The organism is Pseudomonas sp. KH_040 (genome assembly GCF_057839305.1).
On record NZ_CM174487.1, the window covers coordinates 3,950,439 to 3,974,255 of the forward strand.

Consider the following 23,817-nt stretch of genomic DNA (forward strand, 5'->3'; position numbering starts at 1 on the left):
TCAGAACACCCATCGACCAACCATCGGAGATGATGTGGTGCAGGGTCAGCAACAACACGTGATGATCGTCGGCGAGGCGCACCAACCGACCACGAATCAGCGCATCGTCCTGTAAGTCGAAGGGCCCCGAGGCTTCGCCCTGAATCAGCGCCTGCAAGGTTTCATCGGGTTGCGGGTGCTGGCGCAGGTCTTCAACGCGCAGCAGCAGACCGCTGTCGACCGGGGTGATCAGCACTTGCGCCTCGTCATTGAACTGGGCAAAACGGCTGCGCAGGGTTTCATGCCGCGCGACGATGCGCGCCAAGGCCTGTTGCAACGCTTGTTCATTCAATTGCCCACGCAGGCGCAGGCCGATGGGGATGTTGTACGCGGTGTTGGCGCCTTCCATTTGTGCGAGAAACCACAAGCGCTGCTGCGCGAACGACAGCGGCAAGGCGCCATCACGGGCCACCGCGACAATCTCCGGTTGCGTGCTGCGCCCGGCCTGCGCCACCGCCTCGGCAACCGCTGCCAGTTCGGCGTTGGCAAACAGATCGCCCAGTGCTAGCTCCACGCCAAGGCGCTGGCGAACCTGGGACACCATGCGCATGGCCAACAGCGAATGGCCGCCGAGTTCAAAGAAATGATCCTGACGCCCTACTCGCTCGACCTGCAACACCTGCGCCCAGATCTGCGCCAAGGCGCTTTCCAGTTCGTTGTGCGGCGCCTCGTATTCGCGGGTGAACAGCGCCGCACGCTCAGGTTTCGGCAAGGCCTTGCGGTCGACCTTGCCATTGGCGGTCAACGGCAGTGCGTCGAGTCTGACGAAGGCCACCGGCACCATGTAATCCGGTAACTGGGTCAACAGGTGCGCGCGCAACTCGGCTACCGCCAGCGGTTCAACCTGACTCTGCTCGGTGAAATACGCCACCAGACGCGGTTGGCCCGGTTCATCTTCGCGGGCCAGCAGCACGGCTTCCTGAATGCCGGGCAACTGATTGAGGCGGGTTTCGATTTCGCCGAGTTCGATACGCACACCACGGATTTTCACCTGATCGTCGTTACGCCCCAGGTACTCGATCGTACCGTCGGCACGCCAGCGCGCGAGGTCGCCGCTGCGATACATGCGCGCATTCGGCGCGGGGCTGAACGGGTCATGCAGGAATCGCTCGGCGCTCAGGTCGGCGCGATTCAAATAACCGCGAGCGACCCCGGCTCCGCCAACATACAATTCGCCCATGACGCCAATCGGCACCGGACGCTGCTGTTCATCGAGCAAGTACACCGTGGCGTTGGCCACCGGTTTACCGATGTGCAAGGCGTCGCCCGCCTCGATGCGGCCAGAGGTGGCGACCACGGTGGCTTCGGTCGGGCCGTAGTTGTTGATCACCTCGAATTGCTGGTTGCGGCTGAACTGGCGCAAGCGGTCGCCACCGATCAGCAGCGTGCGCAGCGTCGGGTGTTCAAGGTTCTGGCTGAAGGCGTATTCGGCGACCGGTGTCGGCAGGAAACTCACGTCCAGTGGCTGCGCGCGCCACCACTCGAGCAGCGCATCGATGTCCTCGCTGCCCTCGTGCGTCGGTGCCAGATGCAAAGTCGCGCCAGCACACAACGCCGGCCAGACTTCCCAGGCCATGGCGTCAAAACCGAACCCGGCAAGACTGGACGTATGGCGACCGGCGCACAGATCAAACGCGCTGCAATGCCAGTCGACCAGATTCGACAAGGTGCGGTGTTCGACCATCACGCCTTTGGGCAGGCCGGTGGAACCGGAGGTGTAGATCACGTAGGCCAGATGTGCGGTGGTCAGGCCCGGCACCTGCGGATCAAAGGTCTCGCTCAATGGCCAGGTGCGCGGGTCGAGATTGATCACCGGCACCGCCAGCGCCGGCAGGCGATCCCGCAGAGTGTTTTGGATCAGCACGGCAACGGGGGCGCTGTCGCTGAGCAAGTAGTGCAGACGCTCGGCCGGGTGCGCCGGGTCGACCGGCACATAACCGGCGCCCGCCTTCAAAATGGCGACCAGCCCGACCAGCGTATCGAGGCCACGGCGGGCGACGATGGCGACGCGATCATCAGGCTTCACTCCCAGCGCAATCAAATGATGGGCCAGCGCGTTGGCATGCCGGTTGAGCTCGGCATAACTCAGTTGCTCACCGAGGTATTGCGCGGCCACGGCTTCGGGCCGCTGCACCACTTGCGCTTCGAAACGTTGGCCAATGGTCAACGTCGCCGGGAAGTCGGCGTGAGTGCCGTTGAACGCCAACAACAGCTGCTCGCGCTCCGCCGCCGGAAGAATGGGCAATTGGTTGAGCGCGGTGTCCGGCGCCTGCTCCAGCGCCAGCACCAGACTTTCCAGGGCGCACTGCAGGTAATCGCAGATGCGCTGTGGATCGACCTCGGTGGTGGCCAGCAACGTCAGGCTGAAGGCATCGCCGAAATCATCGACGCTCAGGGTCAGCGGATAGTTGGTGCGTTCTTCGGAGCTGATCGTGCTGATGCCTTCCCAAGCGGCCAGGGTCTCGGCACTCGCCGTCGCCGCCGTGTGACTGTGGCGGTAATTGAGCAAGGCACTGAACAACGGCGTCGGCGCGACCACGCCGCTGCAACGCTGGGCCAGTGCCAGCGGCGCGTGCTCGTGGCGCATCAGCGTGGTCAGGCGTTTGTGCGTCGCCTCCACCGCAGCGCGCACGCCCCGCGCATCGACATCGACGCGCAGCGGCAAGGTGTTGATGAAAATCCCCAGCGCCCGTTCAGTGGCTTCGGCGCCCTGCATACGGCCCATCAGCACCGTGCCGAAGACCACATTCTGCTTGCTGGTGAGCACCGCCAGTACCTGCGCCCAGCCCAGATGAAACAGGCTCGCGGCACTCACGCCGAGCTGCCGCGCCTGCGCCCGCAGACGCTGACCGAGCAGCGCATTGATCGGCAGGCTCAGCTCGGCGATGCCGAGGCCGTCACCCTGCACGTCCTGCAAACCGTAGGGCAGCGTTGGCTCGGCGATGTCGGCGAGCATGTCGCGGAAAAACGTCTCGTGTTCGGCTTCGCTGATGCCCAGCCGCGCCTGCGCTACGTAATTGCGAAACGGCACCGGCCGGCCGAGCGATTGATCCTCGCCGGTGAGGCAGGCGAGCAGTTCGTGACGCACCACATCGAGCGCCGAGTGATCCAGCGCCATGTGATGGAACAACAACGTCGCGACCACGCGCTGACCGGCCTCATCCCACGCGTAGGCCAGCCGCATCATCGGTGCGTGCTTGACGTCGAGACGGAAATGCCGCGCATCGAAACGCTCGTGCAATTGCTGCAGCACAGCGCTTTCGCCGTCGTGCACCACAACTTCTTCCATCGGCAACTGCGCCTGACGCCAGACCACTTGCAGCGGCACGTCCAGCCCTTCCCAATGCACGGCAGTGCGCAGGATGTCGTGGCGATCAATGACCTTTTGCAACGCCTGGGCGAAATCCTGCAAACGCTCACGGCTGCTGAACGCAAAGTACGATTGCATGACGTACGGATCGCCCTGCTCGTTGCTCGCGTGGTGATAGAGAATGCCTTCCTGCAACGGCGCCAGTGGGTAGATGTCCTGCACATTGGCGGCGCCACCCGGGACATCGGCGATCAAACGGTCAAGGATCGGCTGATCCACTTCAGCGAGGGTCACCATCGCTGGCGTGATGTGCGTGCTGCCGGGGAGAATGCCGTTGGCCGGAACATCGATCTGGCCGACGCGGGTGGCCGAGTATTGGCCGGCCTTGATCAGTTCAATCAGCGCCGGTTTGTGCTCGCGCAGAGCGGCCAGCAGCGCCGGATCGCTCAACGCCTGCTTGTTGCCATTGACGCGCAATTGCTCATCGGTCACCGCCAACTGAATGTCTTTTGCCTTCAGGGTTGCCAACAGTTCGAGCACATTCACAGGACGATCTCCATTCTTTCCGTAATTGCGGCGTAGCCGGCCAGGGTCGGTTGTTCGAACAACCCCCTGACATCGGCTTCCATGCCTTCCTGACGTAACCGGCCGATCAGGCTGACCGCCAGTAATGAGTGACCACCCAATTCAAAGAAGTGATCGTGGCGCCCTACCCGTTCGACGTTGAGCAGCTCGGCCCAGAGCCGTGCGAGGGTGATTTCCACTTCGCCGACCGGGGCTTCGTATTCGCGGGTTTTCAGCGATTGCTGATCCGGCGCCGGCAGTGCTTTGCGGTCGAGTTTGCCGTTGGGACTTAGCGGCAAAGCGGCGAGATGCACGAACACGGCGGGCACCATGTAGTCCGGCAAGTGCTCGAGCAAATGACTGCGCAGCAGGTCGATGTCCAAGCGCTCGCCGGTGTAATACGCGACCAGACGCTTGTCGCCCGGCACGTCTTCGCGGGCCAGCACCACGGCCTCCTGCACACCGTCGACCTGGGTCAGGCGTGCCTGAATTTCGCCCAGTTCAATACGCAGACCGCGGATCTTCACCTGATCATCGTTACGCCCCAGGTACTCGATATTGCCGTCCGGCCGATACCGCGCGACGTCGCCGGTGCGGTACATGCGCCCACCAGGCTGGAACGGATCGTCGAGGAAGCGCTCGGCACTCAGCTCAGGCCGGTTCAGATACCCGCGCGCCACCTGCACACCAGCGATGTACAGCTCGCCGACTACGCCTTGCGGCACCGGCTGTTGTTGCGCATCGAGGATGTACATGCGGGTGTTGGCAATCGGTTTGCCGATTGGCGTGTTGTCCGGAGTCTGCTCGATGGAACCGGTGCAATCCCACGCGGTGACGTCGACGGCCGCTTCGGTCGGGCCGTACAGGTTGTGCAAACCGCTGCCCGGCAGTTGCAGCTTGAAGCGCCGCACCAGACTGCCCGGCAACGCCTCACCGCTGCACATCACCTGGCGCACGCTGTCGCAGCGTGTGGTATCGCTGTTGGCGAGAAACACATCGAGCATCGATGGCACAAAGTGCAGCGTAGTGATGTGCTCGCGCTCGATCACTTCGCTCAGATACTGCGGATCTTTGTGCCCGCCGGGCTGCGCCATGACCAGTCGCGCACCGGTCATCAGCGGCCAGAAGAACTCCCACACCGACACATCGAAGCTGAACGGAGTTTTCTGCAGCACCGAATCGGCCGCCGTCAGCTGATAGGCGTCCTGCATCCATAGCAAGCGGTTGACCACACCGGCGTGTTCGTTGACCACGCCTTTCGGTTGGCCGGTCGAACCGGAGGTGTAGATCACGTACGCGCTGTGTTGAGGTGTCAGCGCCGGGATTTGCGGATTGTCGGCAGACAGCGATTGCCAAGTGATCTGGTCGAGATCGACCATCGCTGCCGAGATCTCACCCAGCAACGCACGGGTCGCGCCGTGCACCAGCACCACGGCTGGCGCGCTGTCCTCGAGCATGTAGGTCAGGCGCTCCGGCGGATAGGCCGGGTCCAGCGGCACATACGCGGCACCGGCCTTGTTGATCGCCAGCAGACCGATGACCATTTCCAGGCTGCGTTCGACGCAGATCGCCACCCGTGAATCCACTTGCACGCCGAGGCTGATCAAGTACCGGGCCAGGCGGTTGGCGCGCTCGTTCAGCTGCGTGTAGCTCAATGCCTGATCGCCGGCGACGACGGCCACAGCCTCTGGCGTACGTCGCACCTGCGCCTCGAACGAGCCGTGCAGCGTCTGCTGCAAATCGTAATCGACGTCGGTGGCGTTGAGGCCGAACAACAACGCCTGTCGCTCCTCGTCCGGCAACACCGTCAAACGATTCAACGGTTGCTGTGGTGTCTGCTCCAACGCCTCGGCCAGCGCAACCAGCGCGTTCTGCATGAACTGGCCGATGCGTGCTGCGCCGATGCGCGACGGGGTCATCACCGTCAGTTGGAAGCCACTGCCGAGATCGTCGACGTTGAGGGTCAACGGGTAATTGGTGCGCTCCTCGCCGGCCAGGGATTCGATGCCCTGCAAGGATTCACGCTTGGCGTTCTGACGGGCCTCACTGTCGCTATGCCGGTAGTTGAGCATTGCACTGAACAGCGGCGACGGCGCCGCGACACCGCTGCAACGCTGGGCCAGCGCCAGCGAAGCATGTTCGTGCGCCAACAGCGCACTGAGCCGCGCATGCGTGGCCTTGACCCCGGCGCGCACGTTGCTTTCGTCAACATCCACACGCAATGGCAAGGTGTTGATGAACATGCCCAACCCGCGATCCGCGCCCGCCCCGCCCTGCATCCGGCCAAGCAGCACGGTGCCAAAGACCACGCGTTCCTGACCGGACGTTGCCGCCAGCACCCGCGCCCAGGCGAGATGAAAAAGACTGGCGACACTGACACCGAGCAACCGCGCCTGACTGCGCAGTCGCTGCGCCACCACGGCGGGCAGCGGCTGGCAGACCTCCTCGATGTCATTACCGTCGCCATGCACATCGTGCAGGCCGAACGGCAGAGTCGGTTCGTCGATGTCGCCGAGCATTTCGCGGAAAAACACTTCGTGCTCTTGTTCGCTGACACCCAGACGAGTCTGCGCAACATAATTGCGGTACGGCACAGCGGCCACCGGCAGTTGCTCATCGCCCTGCAAAATCGCCTGCATTTCCGCGCTGACCACCGCCAGCGCGGTGTGGTCCATGGCGATGTGGTGGAACAACAGCATAGCGACGACGCGCTGATGTTCCGGATCGAGGGCATACACCAGACGCAACAGCGGTGCCTGACCCAAGTCCAGACGCCAGTGCCGCGCATCGAAGCGTGCCCGCAGTTGATCGATGGCTTCGCCCTGCGCAGGCTCCAGCGCCACGGCTTGGACCGGTAGCTCCGCATGCCGCCAGACCACTTGCACCGGCGCCGGCAGGCCTTGCCAGACAATCGCAGTGCGCAGGATGTCGTGGCGGGTCATGACCTGGCGCAGCGCCGCCGCGAACGCTTGAACACGCTCGACGCTGTCGAACGCCAGACACGATTGCAGCAGGTACGGATCGCCTTTCACGGCGCTGAGGTGGTGATAAAGAATCCCTTCCTGCAACGGCGCCAGCGGATAAATGTCCTGCACGTTGGCAGCGCCACCCGGCACCGTGGCGACGATGCGTTCGATACTGGCCTGATCCAGTTGCACCAGCGGCAGCATGTCAGGGGTGATCTGTGTGCAATCGGCGGGAATCAGATTGTCCGGCACTGCAACCTCGCGGCCGCTGCCCACCGCCGCCGCCAGCGCGGCCAGAGTCGGTTGGCTGAACAGCACGCGCACGTCGGTGCTCAGATCGACCTGACGCATGCGTTCGATCAGCGTCACCGCCAGCAGGGAATGCCCGCCCATTTCGAAGAAGTTGTCGTGACGGCCGACCTGCTCGACATTGAGGACTTCGGACCAGATCTGTGCCAGCACGATTTCCACCGAACCTTGTGGCGCGGCATACTCGCGGCTCAGCCACGCCGTCTGATCAGGCTCCGGCAACGCCTTGCGGTCGAGTTTGCCATTGGCGGTCAGCGGCAGTGCTTGCAGGCGCACGTAAGCGGCAGGCACCAGAGCTTGCGGCAACTGCGCTTGCAGATGACTGCGCAAATCCTCGATGTCGACGCTCAGGCGTTCGGTAAACCAGGCCAGCAACTGGCCGTCGCGCACCAGCACCACGCAATCCTGCACTGCCGCGTGAGCGCTCAACGCCGCTTCGATTTCGCCCAGCTCGATGCGCACGCCGCGCAGTTTGATCTGATCATCGTTGCGCCCCAGGTATTCGACGCTGCCGTCAGCCAGCCAGCGTGCAAGGTCACCAGTGCGGTACATGCGCGCCTGCGGTTCGTCGCTGAACGGGTCGTCGAGGAAGCGTTCGACAGTCAGCTCGGGCCGATGCAGATAACCACGCGCCACACCGGCACCGCCGACATACAACTCGCCTGCAACACCGACCGGTACGGGGCGCTGCTGGTCGTCGAGCAAATAAATCTTCGCGTTGGCCATCGGCTGACCGATGTGCAGCATCTGCCCGGCCTCGACCGCGCCGGAGGTGGCAACCACCGTGGCTTCAGTCGGGCCGTAGTTATTGATCACCGCGAAAGTCTGCTCGCGGGGGAACTGGCGCAGCTTGTCACCACCGATCAACAGCGTGCGCAAGGTCGGGTGGCCGAGGTCGCGACTGAACGCATATTCGGCAACCGGCGTCGGCAGGAAACTCACCTGTAACGGCTGCGCGCACCACCATTCCAGCAACTCATCGAGGTGCTCGTTGCTCACCGACTCCGGCGGCAGGTGCAGGGTCGCGCCCACGCACAACGCCGGCCAGACCTCCCATGCCATGGCGTCGAAGCCGAAACCGGCGACACTCGACGTGTGGCTGCCGGCGCGCAGGTCAAAGGCCTCGCAGTGCCAGTGCACCAGGTTCTCCAGCGTCGCGTGTTCGACCATCACGCCCTTCGGTTGGCCGGTGGAGCCTGAGGTGTAGATCACGTAGGCAAGATGCGCCGGAGTCAACGCGGACAGTTGCGGATTGCTCTCGGACAACTGTTGCCAGGTGGGATTGTCCAGATCAAGCAGCGGCACGGCGCCGAGCAAATCAACCGTCGCAGCCTGCGCCAGCACCGCCATCGGCGCGCTGTCCTGCAACAGATAGGCGATGCGTTCCGCCGGATACGCTGGATCGACCGGCACATAACCGGCGCCGGCCTTGAGGATCGCCAGCAACGCGACGAGCATGTCCGGGCCACGGCGCAGACACACGGCAATGCGGTCATCGGGCTGCACGCCGAGCCCGAGCAAGTGATGGGCCAGGCGATTGGCGCGCTGATTGAGCTGCGCGTAGGTCAGGTGCTGCGCGCCCTGCACCACGGCCAGTGCATTCGGCTGCTGCTCAGCCTGAACCTCGACCAAGCGTTGAATCGTCGCGCCACGCGGATAGGCCGCTGAATGTTGGTTGAAGCCGACCAGCAAGTGTTCGTATTCCGCCACCGAAAGCACCGGCAAACGGTTGAGCGGGCGTTGCGGTGCCTCTTCCAGCGCCGTCACCAGATGTTCGAGTGCGGTGTGCATGTAACTGCAAATCCGTTGCGCACCGATCTCTGCAACCGCCAGCACATCCAAGGCAAAACCTTCGCCCAGATCATCCACCGACAAGGTCAACGGATAATTGCTGCGCTCCTCACCGCCAAGCATGCGCACGCCCTGCCAGATGCCCTGGCCGTCGTGCGGCTGCTGCTCGGCGGCACTGTGTCGATAGTTGAGCAAGGCGCTGAACAACGGTGCGGAACCGCTCATCGCAGTGCAACGCTGGGCCAGCGCCAGTGACGCGTGTTCATGGCCGAGCAGCGCCGTCAGCCGCGCATGGGTGGTTTTCACCCCGGCGCGCACGCCTTCAGCGAGATCGACGCGCAGCGGCAAGGTGTTGATGAATACCCCGAGCGTGCGGTCGGCACCCTCGCCGCCCTGCATCCGCCCCATCAACACCGTGCCGAAGACCACGTCACGGCGGCCGGAGACCACGCCCAGCACCTGCGCCCAGGCCATGTGCATCAGGCTCGCCGGGCTGACGCCCAACTGCCTGGCCTGTTCCCGCAAACGCAGATTGAGCGCGGCATCCACCGGGTGCAGCGCTTCTTCGATGCCGCGCCCGTCGCCCTGCACATCCTGCAGCCCGAACGGCAAGGTCGGCTCGTCGATATCGCCGAGCATCTCGCGGAAGAACGCTTCGTGCGCCTGCTCATCGGCGCCCAGGCGGGCCTGCGCCACGTAATTGCGGTAAGGCATCGGTGGCGTCAGCGTGTCGAGTTGATCGAACATCAACGCGTGCATTTCCCGACCGATCACGTCCATGGCGGTGTGGTCGAGAATCGAGTGATGGAACAGCACGATGGCGACGACTTGCTGTTGCGCCGGATCCTCGGCGTAGACCATGCGGATCAGCGGCGCGAGGGTCAGATCGAGGCAGTAATGCCGCGCATCGAAGCGCGCGTGCAACTGTTCGAGAATATCGCCGTCCTGCGCATCCAGCGGCACCTGCTGCACAACCATCTGCGCCTCGCGCCAGACCACTTGCTGCGGGCTCGGCAAGCCTTCCCAGATCACGCTGGTGCGCAGAATGTCGTGGCGCGCGATGACCTGCTGCAAGTGTGCGGCGAAGGTCTGTAAACGTTCGAGACTGTCGAAAGCCAGACGCGATTGCAGCAGGTACGGATCGCCCTGTTCGGCGCTCAGATGGTGATAAAGAATGCCTTCCTGCAACGGTGCCAGCGGATAGATATCCTGCACGTTGGCTGCGCCGCCCGGCACCGTGGCGACGATGCGCTCGATGCTGGCCTGATCGAGTGTGGTCAGGGTCAGCATGTCGGGAGTGATGTGCGTGCAATCGGCCGCAATCAGATTGGCCGGCACCGCGATTTCCCGGCCACTGCCCAAGGCCCGCGCCAGCGCGGCCAGGTTCGGCTGGTTGAACAGCACGCGCACATCGGCGCTCAGACCGGCCTGACGCATGCGTTCGATCAGGCTCACCGCCAACAGCGAATGGCCGCCGAGTTGGAAGAAGTTGTCGTGACGGCCGATCTGTTCGATGTTCAGAACGTCGGCCCAGATCTGCGCCAACGCCGTTTCGACCGGGCCTTGCGGTGCTTCGTATTCACGACTGAGCCACGCGTCCTGATCCGGCTCGGGCAAAGCCTTACGGTCAAGTTTGCCGTGGGCGGTCAGCGGCAGGCTGGCCAGGCGTACGTATGCAGCCGGCACCAACGTGTCCGGCAGTCGGGCTTGCAGATGCTGGTGCAAGTCGCCGATTTCGACCGATTTGATTTCGGTGAACCAGGCGACCAGACGCCCGTCACGCACCAGTACCACGCATTCGCGAACCGCCTCGTGAGCACTCAGCGCCGCTTCGATTTCTCCGAGTTCTATACGCACACCGCGCAGTTTCACCTGATCGTCGTTGCGTCCCAGGTATTCGATATTGCCGTCGTCCAGCCAGCGCGCAAGGTCACCGGTGCGGTACATCCGCGCGTGCGGCTCGTCGCTGAACGGGTCGTCGAGAAACTGTGCAGCCGTCAGTTCCGGGCGATTCAGATAACCGCGCGCTACCCCGGCGCCACCGACATACAACTCGCCCTGCACACCGGTCAGCACGGGCTGTTGCTGACGGTCCAGCAGATAGATCTTGGCATTGGCAATCGGCCGGCCAATGTGCAGAACCCGTCCGGGTTCGATGCGCCCGGAAGTCGCGACCACCGTGGCTTCGGTCGGGCCGTAGTTATTGATCACAGCGAACGTCTGCTCACATGGGAACTGGCGCAACTTGTCGCCACCGATCAGCAGCGTGCGCAAGGTCGGATGGCCCAGCTCGCGACTGAATGCGTATTCGGCGACCGGGGTCGGCAGAAAACTCACTTGCAACGGCTGAGCACGCCACCACTCGAGCAATTCATCGAGGTGTTCGTTGCCGATTGAAGGCGGTGGCAGGTGCAAAGTCGCGCCGACGCACAACGCCGGCCAGACTTCCCAGGCCATGGCATCGAAACCGCAACCGGCGACGCTGGCGGTGTGGCTGCCGGCGTGCAGATCGAAGGCTTCGGCGTGCCAGTGCACGAGGTTTTCCAGAGTGCGGTGCTCGACCATCACGCCTTTCGGCTGCCCGGTAGAGCCCGACGTATAGATCACGTAGGCCAGATTTTCCGGGGTCAGATTTGGCCGCAGCGGATTGTGGTCAGGCAAGTTCTGCCAGTCGCTGGCGTCCAGATCAATCACCGGCACCCTGCCGAGCAGGTCGCGCGTTGAGGCCTGCGCCAGCACCGCGATCGGGTCGCTGTCCTGCAACAAGTAAGCGATGCGCTCTGCCGGATAATCCGCATCGATCGGCACGTAACCGGCGCCGGCCTTGAGAATCGCCAGCAGTGCGACGAGCATGTCCGGGCCACGACGCAGGCACAGCGCGACACGGTCATCGACTTGCACGCCGAGGCCAATCAAGTGATGGGCGAGGCGATTGGCGCGCTGATTCAGTTCGCGGTAGCTGAGCTGTTGCTCGCCCTGCACCACCGCCAGCGCCTCGGGATGCGCCGCCACTTGTGCTTCGAACAGACGCGGCACTGTTTGTGCGGGCGGGTATTCACGACCGCTGATGTTGAAGCCGACCAGCACCCGTTGCCGCTCGCCCGGCGACACGATCGACAGCTGCTGCAACGGCGCCTGCGGCGTGTACTCCAGCGCCGTCACCAGACTGTGCAACGCGGTTTGCAAGAAATCGCAGACTCGCGCACCGTCCACCTGCGGCACGGCTTGCACGTTCAAGCGAAACCCCTCGCCGAGGTCGTCGACACTGACCACCAGCGGATAATTGCTGCGCTCGCGCGAGCTGAGAATCTGCACGCCATCCCACGCTACGGCGGCCGACTCGGGCGCACTGTGGCGGTAGTTGAGCAAGGTGCTGAACAGCGTCTGCGCACCGCCGACACCGCTGCAACGCTGGGCTAGCGCCAATGACGCCTGCTCATGGCCGAGCAACTGCGCCAGACGCGCATGCGTGGCACGCACGCCGTGTTCTACCGCATCAGCAGCGACGCTGACGCGTAACGGCAAGGTGTTGATGAACATGCCCAGCGCCCGATCTGCACCTTCTCCGCCCTGCATGCGCCCCAGTAATACGGTGCCGAACACCACGTCTTGCTGGCCGGAAACCTGCGCCAATACCTGAGCCCAGGCCTGATGCACCAGGCTGGCAACGCTGACACCCAGCCGCCGCGCCTGCTCGCGCAGACGTTGGCCGAGGCCGGCGTCCAGCTCGGCATGACTGTCGAGGATCGCGCTGCCGTCGCCGTGCACGTCCTGCAAACCGAAGGCCACGGTCGGCTCGTCAATGTCGGCGAGCATCTCGCGGAAGAAAGCTTCGTGGACCCGATCATCGGCGCCGAGCCGCGCCTGCGCGACAAAGTGGCGGTACTGCACCGGCGGCGGCAGATCGACGCTATGGCCGAGCATCACATCGCTCATTTCCGCGACCAGCACTTCCAGTGCGGTGTGGTCGAGGACGATATGGTGCATCAGGAGGATGCCGATCCAACGGTTGTGCGGCTGATCTTCGGTGTAGACAAAGCGCATCAGCGGCGCGCGATTGAGGTCCAGACGATAGTGGCGTGGATCGAAACGCGCCTGCATCTGCTCCAGCACGTCGCCGTCGAGTTCATCGGCATCAACGCGTTCCAGCGCCAGTGGTGCCTCACGCCAGACCACTTGTACCGCCTCTTCCAGCCCTTCCCAGACAATGCCGGTACGCAGAATGTCATGGCGTTTGATCACGCCGTTCAAGGCGCGAACGAAGGTTTTGATCTGCGCCAGACCGTCGAAGGCAAATTGCGCCTGCAACACATACGGATCGCCGGCGCTGGTCGCCAGATGGTGATAGAGAATCCCCGCCTGCAACGGCGCCAACCCATAGATGTCCTGCACATTGGCGATGCCGCCCGGCACAGTTGCAACGACACGATCGATCGCGGCCTGATCGAGATTGGCTAGCGGCAGCATCGCCGGAGTAATGCGCGTGCAACCCGGTTCGATCTGGTTGACGGGAACGAGGATGCCGCGTTCGCTGCTCAAGGTCGCCGCCAGCGCTGCTACGCTCGGTTGACCGAACAACACGCGTACGTCGCAATGCAGATCCTGTTGGCGCATGCGTTCGATCAGCTTCACCGCCAGCAGCGAATGGCCGCCGAGTTCGAAGAAATTGTCATGACGACCGACCTGTTCGACGCCGAGTAACGTCTGCCAGAGTTCGGCAATCAGATTTTCCACGGCACCGACCGGCGCTTGGAAACCCCGTCGGGCAAACGCTTCGCTGTCCGGTGCCGGCAAGGCTTTGCGGTCGAGCTTGCCATTGGCGGTCAACGGGAAATTCTCGAGACGCACGAAGGCGCTCGGCACCATGTACTCAGCCAGCGAAACCAGCAGTTGATCGCGCAATTGCGCCACATCCGGCGCGGCGCCTTCGTCGGCCAGCCAGTAGGCAACCAGACGCTGATCACCGGGGCTTTCCTCACGGGCGATGACCACGGCTTCGCGCACGCCTTCGCAAGCGCACAGGCGTGCTTCGATTTCGCCCAGTTCGATGCGGAAACCGCGAATCTTCACCTGATCGTCATTGCGCCCCAGGTATTCGAGGCTGCCATCGGCGGCCCAGCGCGCGAGGTCACCGGTTTTATACAACCGCGCCTGGGCGTTTTCGCTGAACGGATCATTGATAAAACGCTCGGCGGTCAGTGCTTCGCGATTCAGATAACCGCGCGCCACACCCGCGCCACCGACGTACAACTCGCCAATCACGCCGACCGGAACCGGTTCGCGCTGCGCATCGAGAACATACAGTTGCAAGTCGGGAATGCGCACGCCAATCGGACTGACGCCGAGCAACTGCGCGTCGGCAGCCTGCAACGGCCGATAGGTCACGTGCACCGTGGTTTCGGTGATGCCGTACATGTTCACCAGCCGCGTGCCGGCATTGCCGACCCGCGCATACCACGGCTTGAGCAAGCCCGGCTCCAGCGCTTCGCCGCCGAAAATCACTTCCCGCAACGAGTGTTGAAGCTGGCTGCGGCCCTGCGCGGCGATCAGTTGGCGGAATGCGCTCGGCGTCTGGTTGAACACGGTCACGCCGGTTTCGCAGAGCAATGCATAGCAGTCGTCCGGCGAGCGGCTGACGGCTTGCGGGATCAACAGCAATTGCCCGCCGAATGCCAGCGCGGCCCAGATTTCCCACACCGAAAAGTCGAAGGCGAAGGAATGGAACAGCACGCCGATGTCTTGCTGGTTGAACTGGAACCAGCCATCGGTGGCAGAAAACAGCCGCGCCACGTTGCGGTGCTCGACCATCACGCCTTTGGGCAGACCGGTGGAGCCGGAGGTGTAGATCACGTACGCCAGATGCGCCGGGGTCAGTTCGGGGATCTGCGGATTGCTGTCGAGTTCGGCCTTGAGGTGAGCGCTGTCGAGGTCGATCTGCGGCACCTCGAGAGCGGCCACGCGATCGCGCGTCGCCGCCTGCATCAGCACCGCCACCGGTGCGCTGTCCTGTAAGGTGAAGCTGATTCGGTCCAGCGGATAGGCCGGATCGATCGGCACATAACCGGCGCCCGCCTTGAGCACGCCAAGCAGACCGATGATCATTTGTGGGCCGCGCTCGACGCAGATGGCGACACGGTCGTCAGGGCGAATGTTCAGCGCCAGCAAATGGTGGGCGACCTGATTGGCGCGATGATTGAGTTCGCCGTAACTGAGCGTTTGCCCTTCGAAGATCAGCGCCGTAGCGTCCGGGCGGGCCTGTGCCCGGGCTTCGAATTGCTGGTGGATCAGCGGGGTGTCGGGGAACTGCGACAGCGGCAAATTGCTGTCGTGTAGCAGGTGTTCGCGTTCGCTGGCGGGGAGGATTTTCAGCTCTTGCAGCGCCACATCGGCACTGGATTGCAGGGCCGCCGCCAGACTCTCCAGCGCGGTGTTCAAATAAGCCGCCATGCGCTCGGCGCCCAGTGCTGCATCCGCCAGCGCGGTGATGCGCAAGTCCACACCGAGGTCATCAATGTTGATCGTCAGCGGATAGTTGGTCCGCTCGCGCGCACCGAGCACCTGCACACCGGGGGCTATGTCGACCACGTCAGCGACTTCTTCGACGCTGCTGTGCCGGTAGTTGAGAATCGCGCTGAACAGCGGCGTCGGCACCGCGACGGCGCTGCAGCGTTGGGCCAGGGCCAGCGAAGCTTGCTCGTGCGCCAGCAACGCCGTCAGGCGCTGATGGGTCGCCCGCACGCCGGCACGCACGCTTTGTGCACCGACATCAACGCGCAGCGGCAAGGTGTTGATGAACATCCCCAACGCCTGCTCACCGCCCTCGCCCGCGTCCATCCGCCCCAGCAATACGGTGCCGAACACCACCGCCGTGCGCCCCGACAATTGCCCCAGTACGCGCGCCAGCGCCAGGTGCGTCAGGCTCGCGACACTCACGCCCAACTGCCGCGCCTGCTCGCGCAACTGCCGGCTCAAGCGGCTGTCGAGCATCAACGCGGCTTCCTCGATGGCGTGGCCGTCGCCCTGCACATCCTGCAGACCGCAGGGCAGCGTCGGCTCGTCGATGTCGGCGAGCATGTCGCGGAAAAACGCCTCCTGCGCCGGTTCATTGCCGGCACTGCGCGCCTTGGCCAAGTGATCGCGATACGGCACCGGCGCGGCCACTTGCGCGGTCTGCCCGAGCAGGCAGGCCTGAATTTCCCGACGCAGTACATCCAGCGCCACGTGATCCATGATCATGTGATGAAACAGCAACAGCGCAACGACGCGACCCTGAGCAGGATCCTGCGCATAGACCATGCGCAGCAACGGCGCTTGCTGCATGTCGAGACGGAAGTGCTGCGGGTCGTGGCGTTCGAGCAGTTGCGTCAGCACATCGGCGCCGCTGTCGACACTGACTTCTTCACACACCAGCGGCGCTTCGCGCCAGACCACTTGCACCGCTTCGTCGAGGTATTCCCAAACGAACGAGGTGCGCAGAATGTCGTGACGTTTGACCACCCAACGCAGCGCGTCGGCGAAAGCGTCCAGCCGTTGCTGGCTGTCGAACACGAAGCGCGCTTGCGAGATGTAAGGGTCACCGGCAGCAGCCGAGAGATGGTGATAGAGCATGCCTTCCTGCAACGCGGACAACGGATAAATGTCCTGTACGTTAGCCGCGCCACCCGGCACCGTGGCGACGATGCGGTCAAGGGTGTCCTGCTGCAGATTCACCAGCGGCAGCATGTCCGGAGTGATGCGAAACGCAGGACTCAGCCAGTCGCCGCCGTGTTGGGCAACCAATTCCAGCAATTGCGCCTTGTGCGCCGCGAGGCTGTCCCACAACGCGTCATCCAGCGCGTCGTCGCTGCCCAGAATGACCAGGTCTTCATCTTCCTGTTGAAGGCGGATCGCATGGGTGGAAATGGCAGCCATCAGTTCGCTGAAATGCATGAGGTAACCTGCTGTAAATACGGAAAAAAGGAGCGCGCAGCAGCGAGTCCGTGCACGCGGCGCGCAGCCTGGAAAAACTAAAACATCGGGGCGTGGGTGTCTGACATGGGAAGCGGGGACAAGCCGCCCTGCTCGCTGTTCGTCTCTGTAGGAGCTGCCGAAGGCTGCGATCTTTTGATTTTGCTTTTAAAAACAAGATCAACAGATCGCAGCCTTCGGCAGCTCCTACAGGGATTGTGGTCGCCGTCAGAGGCGGCGTTTGCGGTTGAGGCTCGGGATGGTGGTCTGGGCGATTTCGACCTGCTTGGCCTGCCGCGAGGTCTGTGCCGCCAGCGCGGCCAACGTCGGCTGGCTGAACAGCGTCCGCGCGTCGACATGCAGCCCGGCCAGACGCATGCGCGCCACCAGACTGACCGCCAACAGCGAATGCCCGCCCAGCTCGAAGAAGTTGTCGTGGCGCCCCACCTGCTCGACCTTGAGCACCTGCGCCCAGATCTGCGCCAAGGCCGTTTCCACGTCACCTTCGGGTGCCTCGTAAGGACGGCTGAGCAGCGCCTCGGCCCCCGGTTCCGGCAAGGCCTTGCGGTCGATTTTGTCGTTAGGCGTCAACGGCAATGCGGCCAACATCACGTAGGCACCGGGCACCATGAATTCCGGCAACTGCGCCAGTACATGCGCTCGCAAGGCCTCAAGCGTCGGTGCAGTCAGCCCGGTACGCACGCTGTAATACGCCACCAGTCGCTCATCGCGCACCAGCACCACGGCCTCGCGAATGGCCGGGTGTTCCAGCAGGCGCGCTTCAATCTCGCCCAGCTCAAGGCGCACCCCGCGCAGCTTGACCTGAAAGTCGTTGCGACCGAGGAATTCGAGGTTGCCATCGGCGCCGTAACGCACCAGATCGCCGGTGCGATACAAGCGATCAGCGGCCACGAACGGGCTGTCGATAAAGCGCTCGGCCTGCAATTGCGGCAGTCCCAAATAGCCCCGCGCCACGCCCACCCCGCCAATGTGCAAATGCCCGCTCACGCCAAGCGGCACCGGTTGATCGCAGGCGTCGAGCACATAGAGCCGCGTATTGCTCAGGGCTTTGCCGATCGGCACCAGCGTCGGCGGCACCGGTTCGCCGGGCTCCAGGGTCCAGCCGCTGCTGTCGACCGTGGTTTCGGTCGGCCCATAGACGTTGTGCAGGCGCACCCACGGCAGGCGCTCGCGGACTTGCCGGGCCAGGGTGACGGTCAACTCGCCGCCACCGTTAAGCACGTCGGTGAGGCTGGTGCACTGGCTGACGTCGTCCTGTTCGATGAACTGCTGCAACAACGCCGGCACGAACTTGACCACGGTAATGTTCTGCTCGCGAATCACTCGCGTGACATAAGCCGAATCGCGGTTGCCATCGGCCCGCGCCAGCACCAGGCGCATGCCCGAGCAGAGCGGCCAGAAGATTTCCCATACCGAACTGTCGAAACTGTACGGCGCCTTTTGCAGCAACGCCCCGTGCTCAGTTGGCGGCGACAACTGCGAGCCCCAGTGCACCATGTTGCAGGCGCTGCGGTGCTCGATAATCACACCCTTCGGCGTGCCGGTGGAGCCGGAGGTGTAGATCATGTAGGCCAGATTCGCCGCGCCGAGATCCGGCACCTGCAGATTGTCGTGCGACTGGTTCTGCCAGGCGCCGAGGTCGAGATCGATCAGCGGCACGCCGGGTTCGCCAAGCAGGTCGCGCGTCGCGGCGTGCACCAGCAGCGCGACCGGTGCGCTGTCCTGCAACATGTAATTCAGCCGTTGCAGCGGGTAATCCGGATCGAGCGGCACATAAGCACCGCCCGCCTTGAGTATGCCCAGCAGGCCGATCACCAGTTCAGGCCCGCGCTCGACACAAATCGCTACCCGCGAATCCGGCTGCACGCCCAGCCCGCGCAGATAATGAGCCAAGCGGTTGGCCTGCTCGTTCAGCTCGCGATAAGTCAGGCGCTGTTCGGCGAATTGCACGGCGACGGCATTCGGTTTGCGCTGCACCTGTTGTTCAAACAGTGTGTGAAGCGGCTGGTCCAGCGGGCAGTCGACCACCGTATCGTTGAACTCGATCAGCAGCCGTTGCAGTTCTTCCTGCGGTAACAGCAGCAGGCTATTCAGCGGCCGCTGAGGCTCGGTCTCCAGCGCCGCGACCAAGCCATTCAGGGCCGCTTGCACGTAAGCGCCAATCCGCTGCGCGCCGATGTTCGACAAGGTTCTGGTGGTCAGACGCAAGCCTGTGCCGAAGTCATCGACACTCAGGGTAAACGGGTAATTGGTGCGCTCCTCGTTGGCCAGCGTCTCGATGCCCTGCCAGGTTTGCCGGGAGGTTTTTTGCTCGACATCATCGCTGTGCCGATAGTTGAGCAAGGCGCTGAACAGCGGCGCTGGCGCAGCAACGCCACTGCACCGCTGGGCCAGCGCCAGGGACGCGTGTTCATGGGCGAGCAAAGCGGTCAGGCGCGCATGAGTGGATTTCACCGCTGCGCGCGCACCCTCGCCGACATCGACGCGCAGCGGCAAGGTGTTGATGAACACCCCCAACGCCCGGTCGGCACCCGCGCCGCCCTGCATGCGCCCCATCAACACTGTGCCGAACACCACGCTTTGCTGGCCGGATGTCGCCGCCAGCACCTGCGCCCAGGCGAGGTGAATCAGGCTGGCGACACTCACGCCGGCCAGGCGTGCCTGCTGCTGCAAACGCTGATAGAGATCGCTCGCCAAGGCTTGCTCGGCCTCTTCGATGTTGCTGCCGTCGCCCTGTACGTTCTGCAAAGCGAACGGCAAGGTCGGCTCGTCGATGTCGCCGAGCATCTGCCGGAAGAACGCTTCATGCTCCTGCTCGCTGACGCCGAATCGCGTCTGCGCCACATAGTTGCGGTACGGCACCGGTGCCGCCAGCGGTTCGCCGTGCCCGGACAGGCTGGCGTGAATTTCTTCGCGCATCGCCTCCAGCGCAATGTGGTCCATCGCCAAATGATGGAACAACAAGATGCCGACCACCCGGTTATGCGCCGGGTCTCGGGAATACATCAGGCGCAGCAGCGGCGCCTGACTGATGTCGAGGCGATAACGCCGCGCATCGAAGCGCTCGTGCAACTGATCGATGATTGCGCCGCCAGCAGGGTCAAGTTCGACTTCCTGCACCGGCAAAATGGCCTCGCGCCAAACGACCTGAACCGGTGACGTCAGCCCCTCCCAGACCACCGCCGTGCGCAAGATGTCGTGCCGCGCCATGACCTGACGCAGCGCAACGGCGAAGGCCTCGACCCGCTCGAGGCTGTCGAATGCCAGCAGCGATTGCAGCAGATACGGATCACCCTGCGCGGCAGTGATGTGGTGATAGAGAATGCCTTCCTGCAACGGCGCCAAGGGGTAGATATCCTGCACATTGGCGGCACCACCCGGCACCGTCGCAACGATACGCTCGATCATCACCTGATCCAGTTGCACCAGTGGCAACAGGTCCGGCGTGATGTGCGTGCAATCGGCGGCAATGCGGTTGGCCGGCACTTCGACTTCGCGGCCACTGCCCTCCGCCGCTGCCAGCGCCGCCAGGGTCGGTTGGCTGAACAGCACGCGAACATCGCTGCTCATGCCGATCTGACGCATGCGTTCGATCAGGCCGACGGCCAACAACGAATGGCCGCCCAGTTCGAAAAAGTGGTCGTGACGCCCGACCCGTTCGACTTGCAAGACCTCGGCCCAGATCTGCGCCAAAGCGATTTCGACGTCACCTTGTGGCGCCTCGTATTGACGACGGATCAACGCGTCCGGCCCCGGCGCCGGCAAGGCCTGGCGATCGAGCTTGCCGTTGGCCGTCAGCGGCAGACTCGCCAGACGGACGTAAGCGGCGGGCAACAGGGCGGCCGGCAAACGCGCTGTCAGGTGAGCGTGCAGTTGCAGGATGTCCAGCGCTTCGCGCTCGGTGAACCATGCCAGCAGTTGACCGTCGCGCACCAGCACCACGGCTTCCCGCACCGCATCATGGCTGGCCAGTGCCGCTTCGATTTCGCCCGGTTCAACACGCACGCCGCGAACTTTCACCTGGTCATCATTACGACCGATGTACTCAAGATTGCCGTCGGTGCGCCACCGTGCGAGATCGCCGGTGCGATACATGCGCGCATCCGGCTGCGCACTGAACGGGTCGTCGAGGAAGCGTTCTGCGGTCAATTCCGGGCGATTCAGATAGCCCCGGGCAACCCCGGCGCCGCCGACATACAGCTCGCCGATGATGCCAATCGGCACCGGGCGCTGCTGATCATCGAGCAGGTAAGCCGTGGCATTGCTCACCGGTTTGCCGATGTGCAACGCCTGCCCCGGAAGGATCAAACCTGAGGTGGCGACCACCGTGGCTTCGGTCGGGCCGTAGTTGTTGATCACCGCAAAACTCTGCGCACGATTGAACTGGCGCAGACGATCACCGCCGATCAGCAAGGTGCGCAAGGTCGGGTGATCGAGTTGTTGGCTGAAGGCATATTCGGCAATCGGCGTTGGCAGGAAGCTGACATCCAGCGGCTGCGCCCGCCACCACGCCAGCAGCGCATCGATGTCTTCGTTGCCTTCGCTCGCGGGTGACAAATGCAACGTCGCCCCGGCACACAACGCCGGCCAGACCTCCCACGCCATCGCGTCAAAACCGAAGCCGGCCAGGCTCGACGTGTGCTGGCCAGGGCCGAGAGCGAATGCCGCGCAGTGCCAGTCGAGCAGATTGCCCAAGGTGCGGTGTTCAACCATCACGCCTTTGGGCAACCCGGTTGAGCCGGAGGTGTAAATCACATAGGCGAGGTGGCTGGTGTTCAACCCCGGCACGTCGGGATCGGTCACGTTGTCGAGCGACCATTCTCGGCGATCAAGCTCGATCACTGGCAGCGCTGTGGCGGGCAAGCGATCACGCACATCACTTTGCGTCAGCAGCGCCACCGGAGCGCTGTCGCCGAGCAAGTAACTCAGGCGCTCGGGCGGATGCGCCGGATCAATCGGCACATAAGCGGCGCCAGCCTTGAGAACCGCCAGCAGCCCGACCAGCGTTTCCAGGCCGCGGCGGGCAACGATTGCAACCCGGTCATCCGGCCGCACACCGAGGCCCAGCAGATGATGGGCCAACGCATTGGCTTGCCGGTTCAGCTCGGCATAACCAAGGGTTCGTCCCTGATACGTCGCGACCACGGCGTCCGGTTGTTCGGCCACTCGCGATTCGAATCGCTGATGAATCAGTTGCCCTTGCGGATAACTGACGCGAGTGTCGTTCCACTGATTGAGCCGGGCCAGTTCTGCCGGGCTATTAAGGTTGAAATCGGCGATTGCCAGTTCCGGACATTCCACCCCTTGCTCCAGTATCAGCAACAAGCGCTCGGTCAACGCCGCGATCTCGTCAGCCGTGAAATAGGCCGGCGAATACACCAGATGCAACCAGGCCTTGTCGTTGTAACGGTTGCTGCGCAGGTGAATGGCCAGCGGTGTCGCCTCGTGCTGGTTGGAGACTTTGACCACGTGCCCCGGCGCCTCAGCGTAACGGTAGTCATGGTCGTCCTGCTCGTAGGACACCGACAGCTCGAACAGTTGCGAGCGATCTTCGCGTAACAGACCCAGCGCACGGTTCATCTCGCTCAGCGGATAGCGTTGATGGCGGAAGTCCTGTTTGAGGCCATCGCCGATCGCCTTGATCAAGTCAGCGAATGACAGCTCACGGCCAAAGCCCATGCGCATCGCACTGACCTGGGTGAACAAGCCCAAGGTGCTTTTGAAACGGGCACCGGAGCGATTGAGAATCGGCAAGCCGACAACCCACTCATCACGCTGGGCGGTACGACTGAAATACACGTGCAGCGCCGCCAACAATACGTGAAAGGCCGAACCGCCGAGGTGTCGCGCGGTGTCTTTCATGCGCTCGTGCAGCAGGGCCGGAAAAGCCTCGACGTGGATGCAACTCGGCGCCGCTTCAGGGTCAAGGGGTTCGCGATGACGGGGAATCAACAAGGGTTCGGGAAGGCTGCGGTATTTGTCCAGCCAGTAGCGCTGATCGAGTTCATAGCGTGATGACTGATGATAGCGCGCGTCATCTTCGATAAAGGCGACATAGGACTGTGCCGCCACATCTGGACGCTCGCCACGGGACAACGCGCTGTAAATGTCGCCCACCGATTTGAACAGCAGACCAAAACCCCAACCATCGATAATCAAATGGTGGGCCTGCGCCGCCAGCCAGTGGCGGTGCTGATCGAGGCGAATGAGACAGAAGCGGAACAGCGCTTGCCCGCTCATCACATAAGCCTGGGCCATTTGCTCTTCGACCAGCGCCCGAGCTGCCGACTGGGGATCGGGGTGCCCGCTGAAATCAAACAGCGGCATGGGCACCGGCAACGTCTGTGCAAACCCTTGCAACGGCAGCCCGTCGTGACCGACGTCCGCCAGCAGCACAATGCGCAAGGCGTCGTTCGCCGCAACCAGGCATTCGAGTGCCGATTGCAGCAATGCCGGATCCAGCGGCCCGCTCAGTTCGACGTAACCGCCAATGTTATACAGCGGCGAATCACCGCGGCTTAGCTGGTCCAGCCAGATATCCCGCTGAGCGGCAGTCAGCGCGAATGTCTCGACAGGCACGGACAGATCGTCCGCCACGTTGGCAGAAGTAGGCTGCATAAGGTCCTTCTCATGAAATTTTGCCGGTATTCAAGCATCGGCCCCGCCACCGACATGACACCTGAAACCCGGACAACCACCACCCTGGTACGCGCTATGGGCGTGGTTATCGCAGGCACTGTCTAAAAATTCGGAGAGGAAATACTGAAAAGCTTGTAGGAAAAAAACCACATAGCAGCGCCGCCATTTACCCGAGCACTGCCGATCAGTATTCATCATCGCCCGGTTTCCGGGGCTTGAGCGTGACTGAAC

Annotated in this window: 3 protein-coding genes (1 of these 3 cut by a window edge); all 3 read right to left on the bottom strand. The window is 63.3% G+C overall.

Translation table 11 applies throughout. The annotated features are described in order from the left end of the window. Nucleotides 1-3,895, bottom strand: the beginning of a protein-coding gene (locus AC3IUF_RS17530) for a non-ribosomal peptide synthase/polyketide synthase (protein ID WP_489278805.1). It extends 13,958 nt beyond the left edge of the window; the window shows 3,895 of its 17,853 coding nt (coding positions 1-3,895); its start codon is at nt 3,893-3,895; its stop codon lies beyond the left edge, outside the window. Then, nucleotides 3,892-16,908 (bottom strand): amino acid adenylation domain-containing protein, encoded by a 13,017-nt coding sequence (locus tag AC3IUF_RS17535; protein ID WP_489278806.1) that lies wholly within the window; start codon nt 16,906-16,908, stop codon nt 3,892-3,894. The genes AC3IUF_RS17530 and AC3IUF_RS17535 overlap by 4 nt, the downstream gene beginning before the upstream one ends. A gap of 246 nt (nt 16,909-17,154) precedes the next feature. Beyond that, entirely contained in the window at nt 17,155-23,565 is a 6,411-nt protein-coding gene (locus AC3IUF_RS17540; protein WP_489278808.1) for an amino acid adenylation domain-containing protein, read from the bottom strand. Between the last annotated feature and the right edge of the window lie 252 nt (nt 23,566-23,817).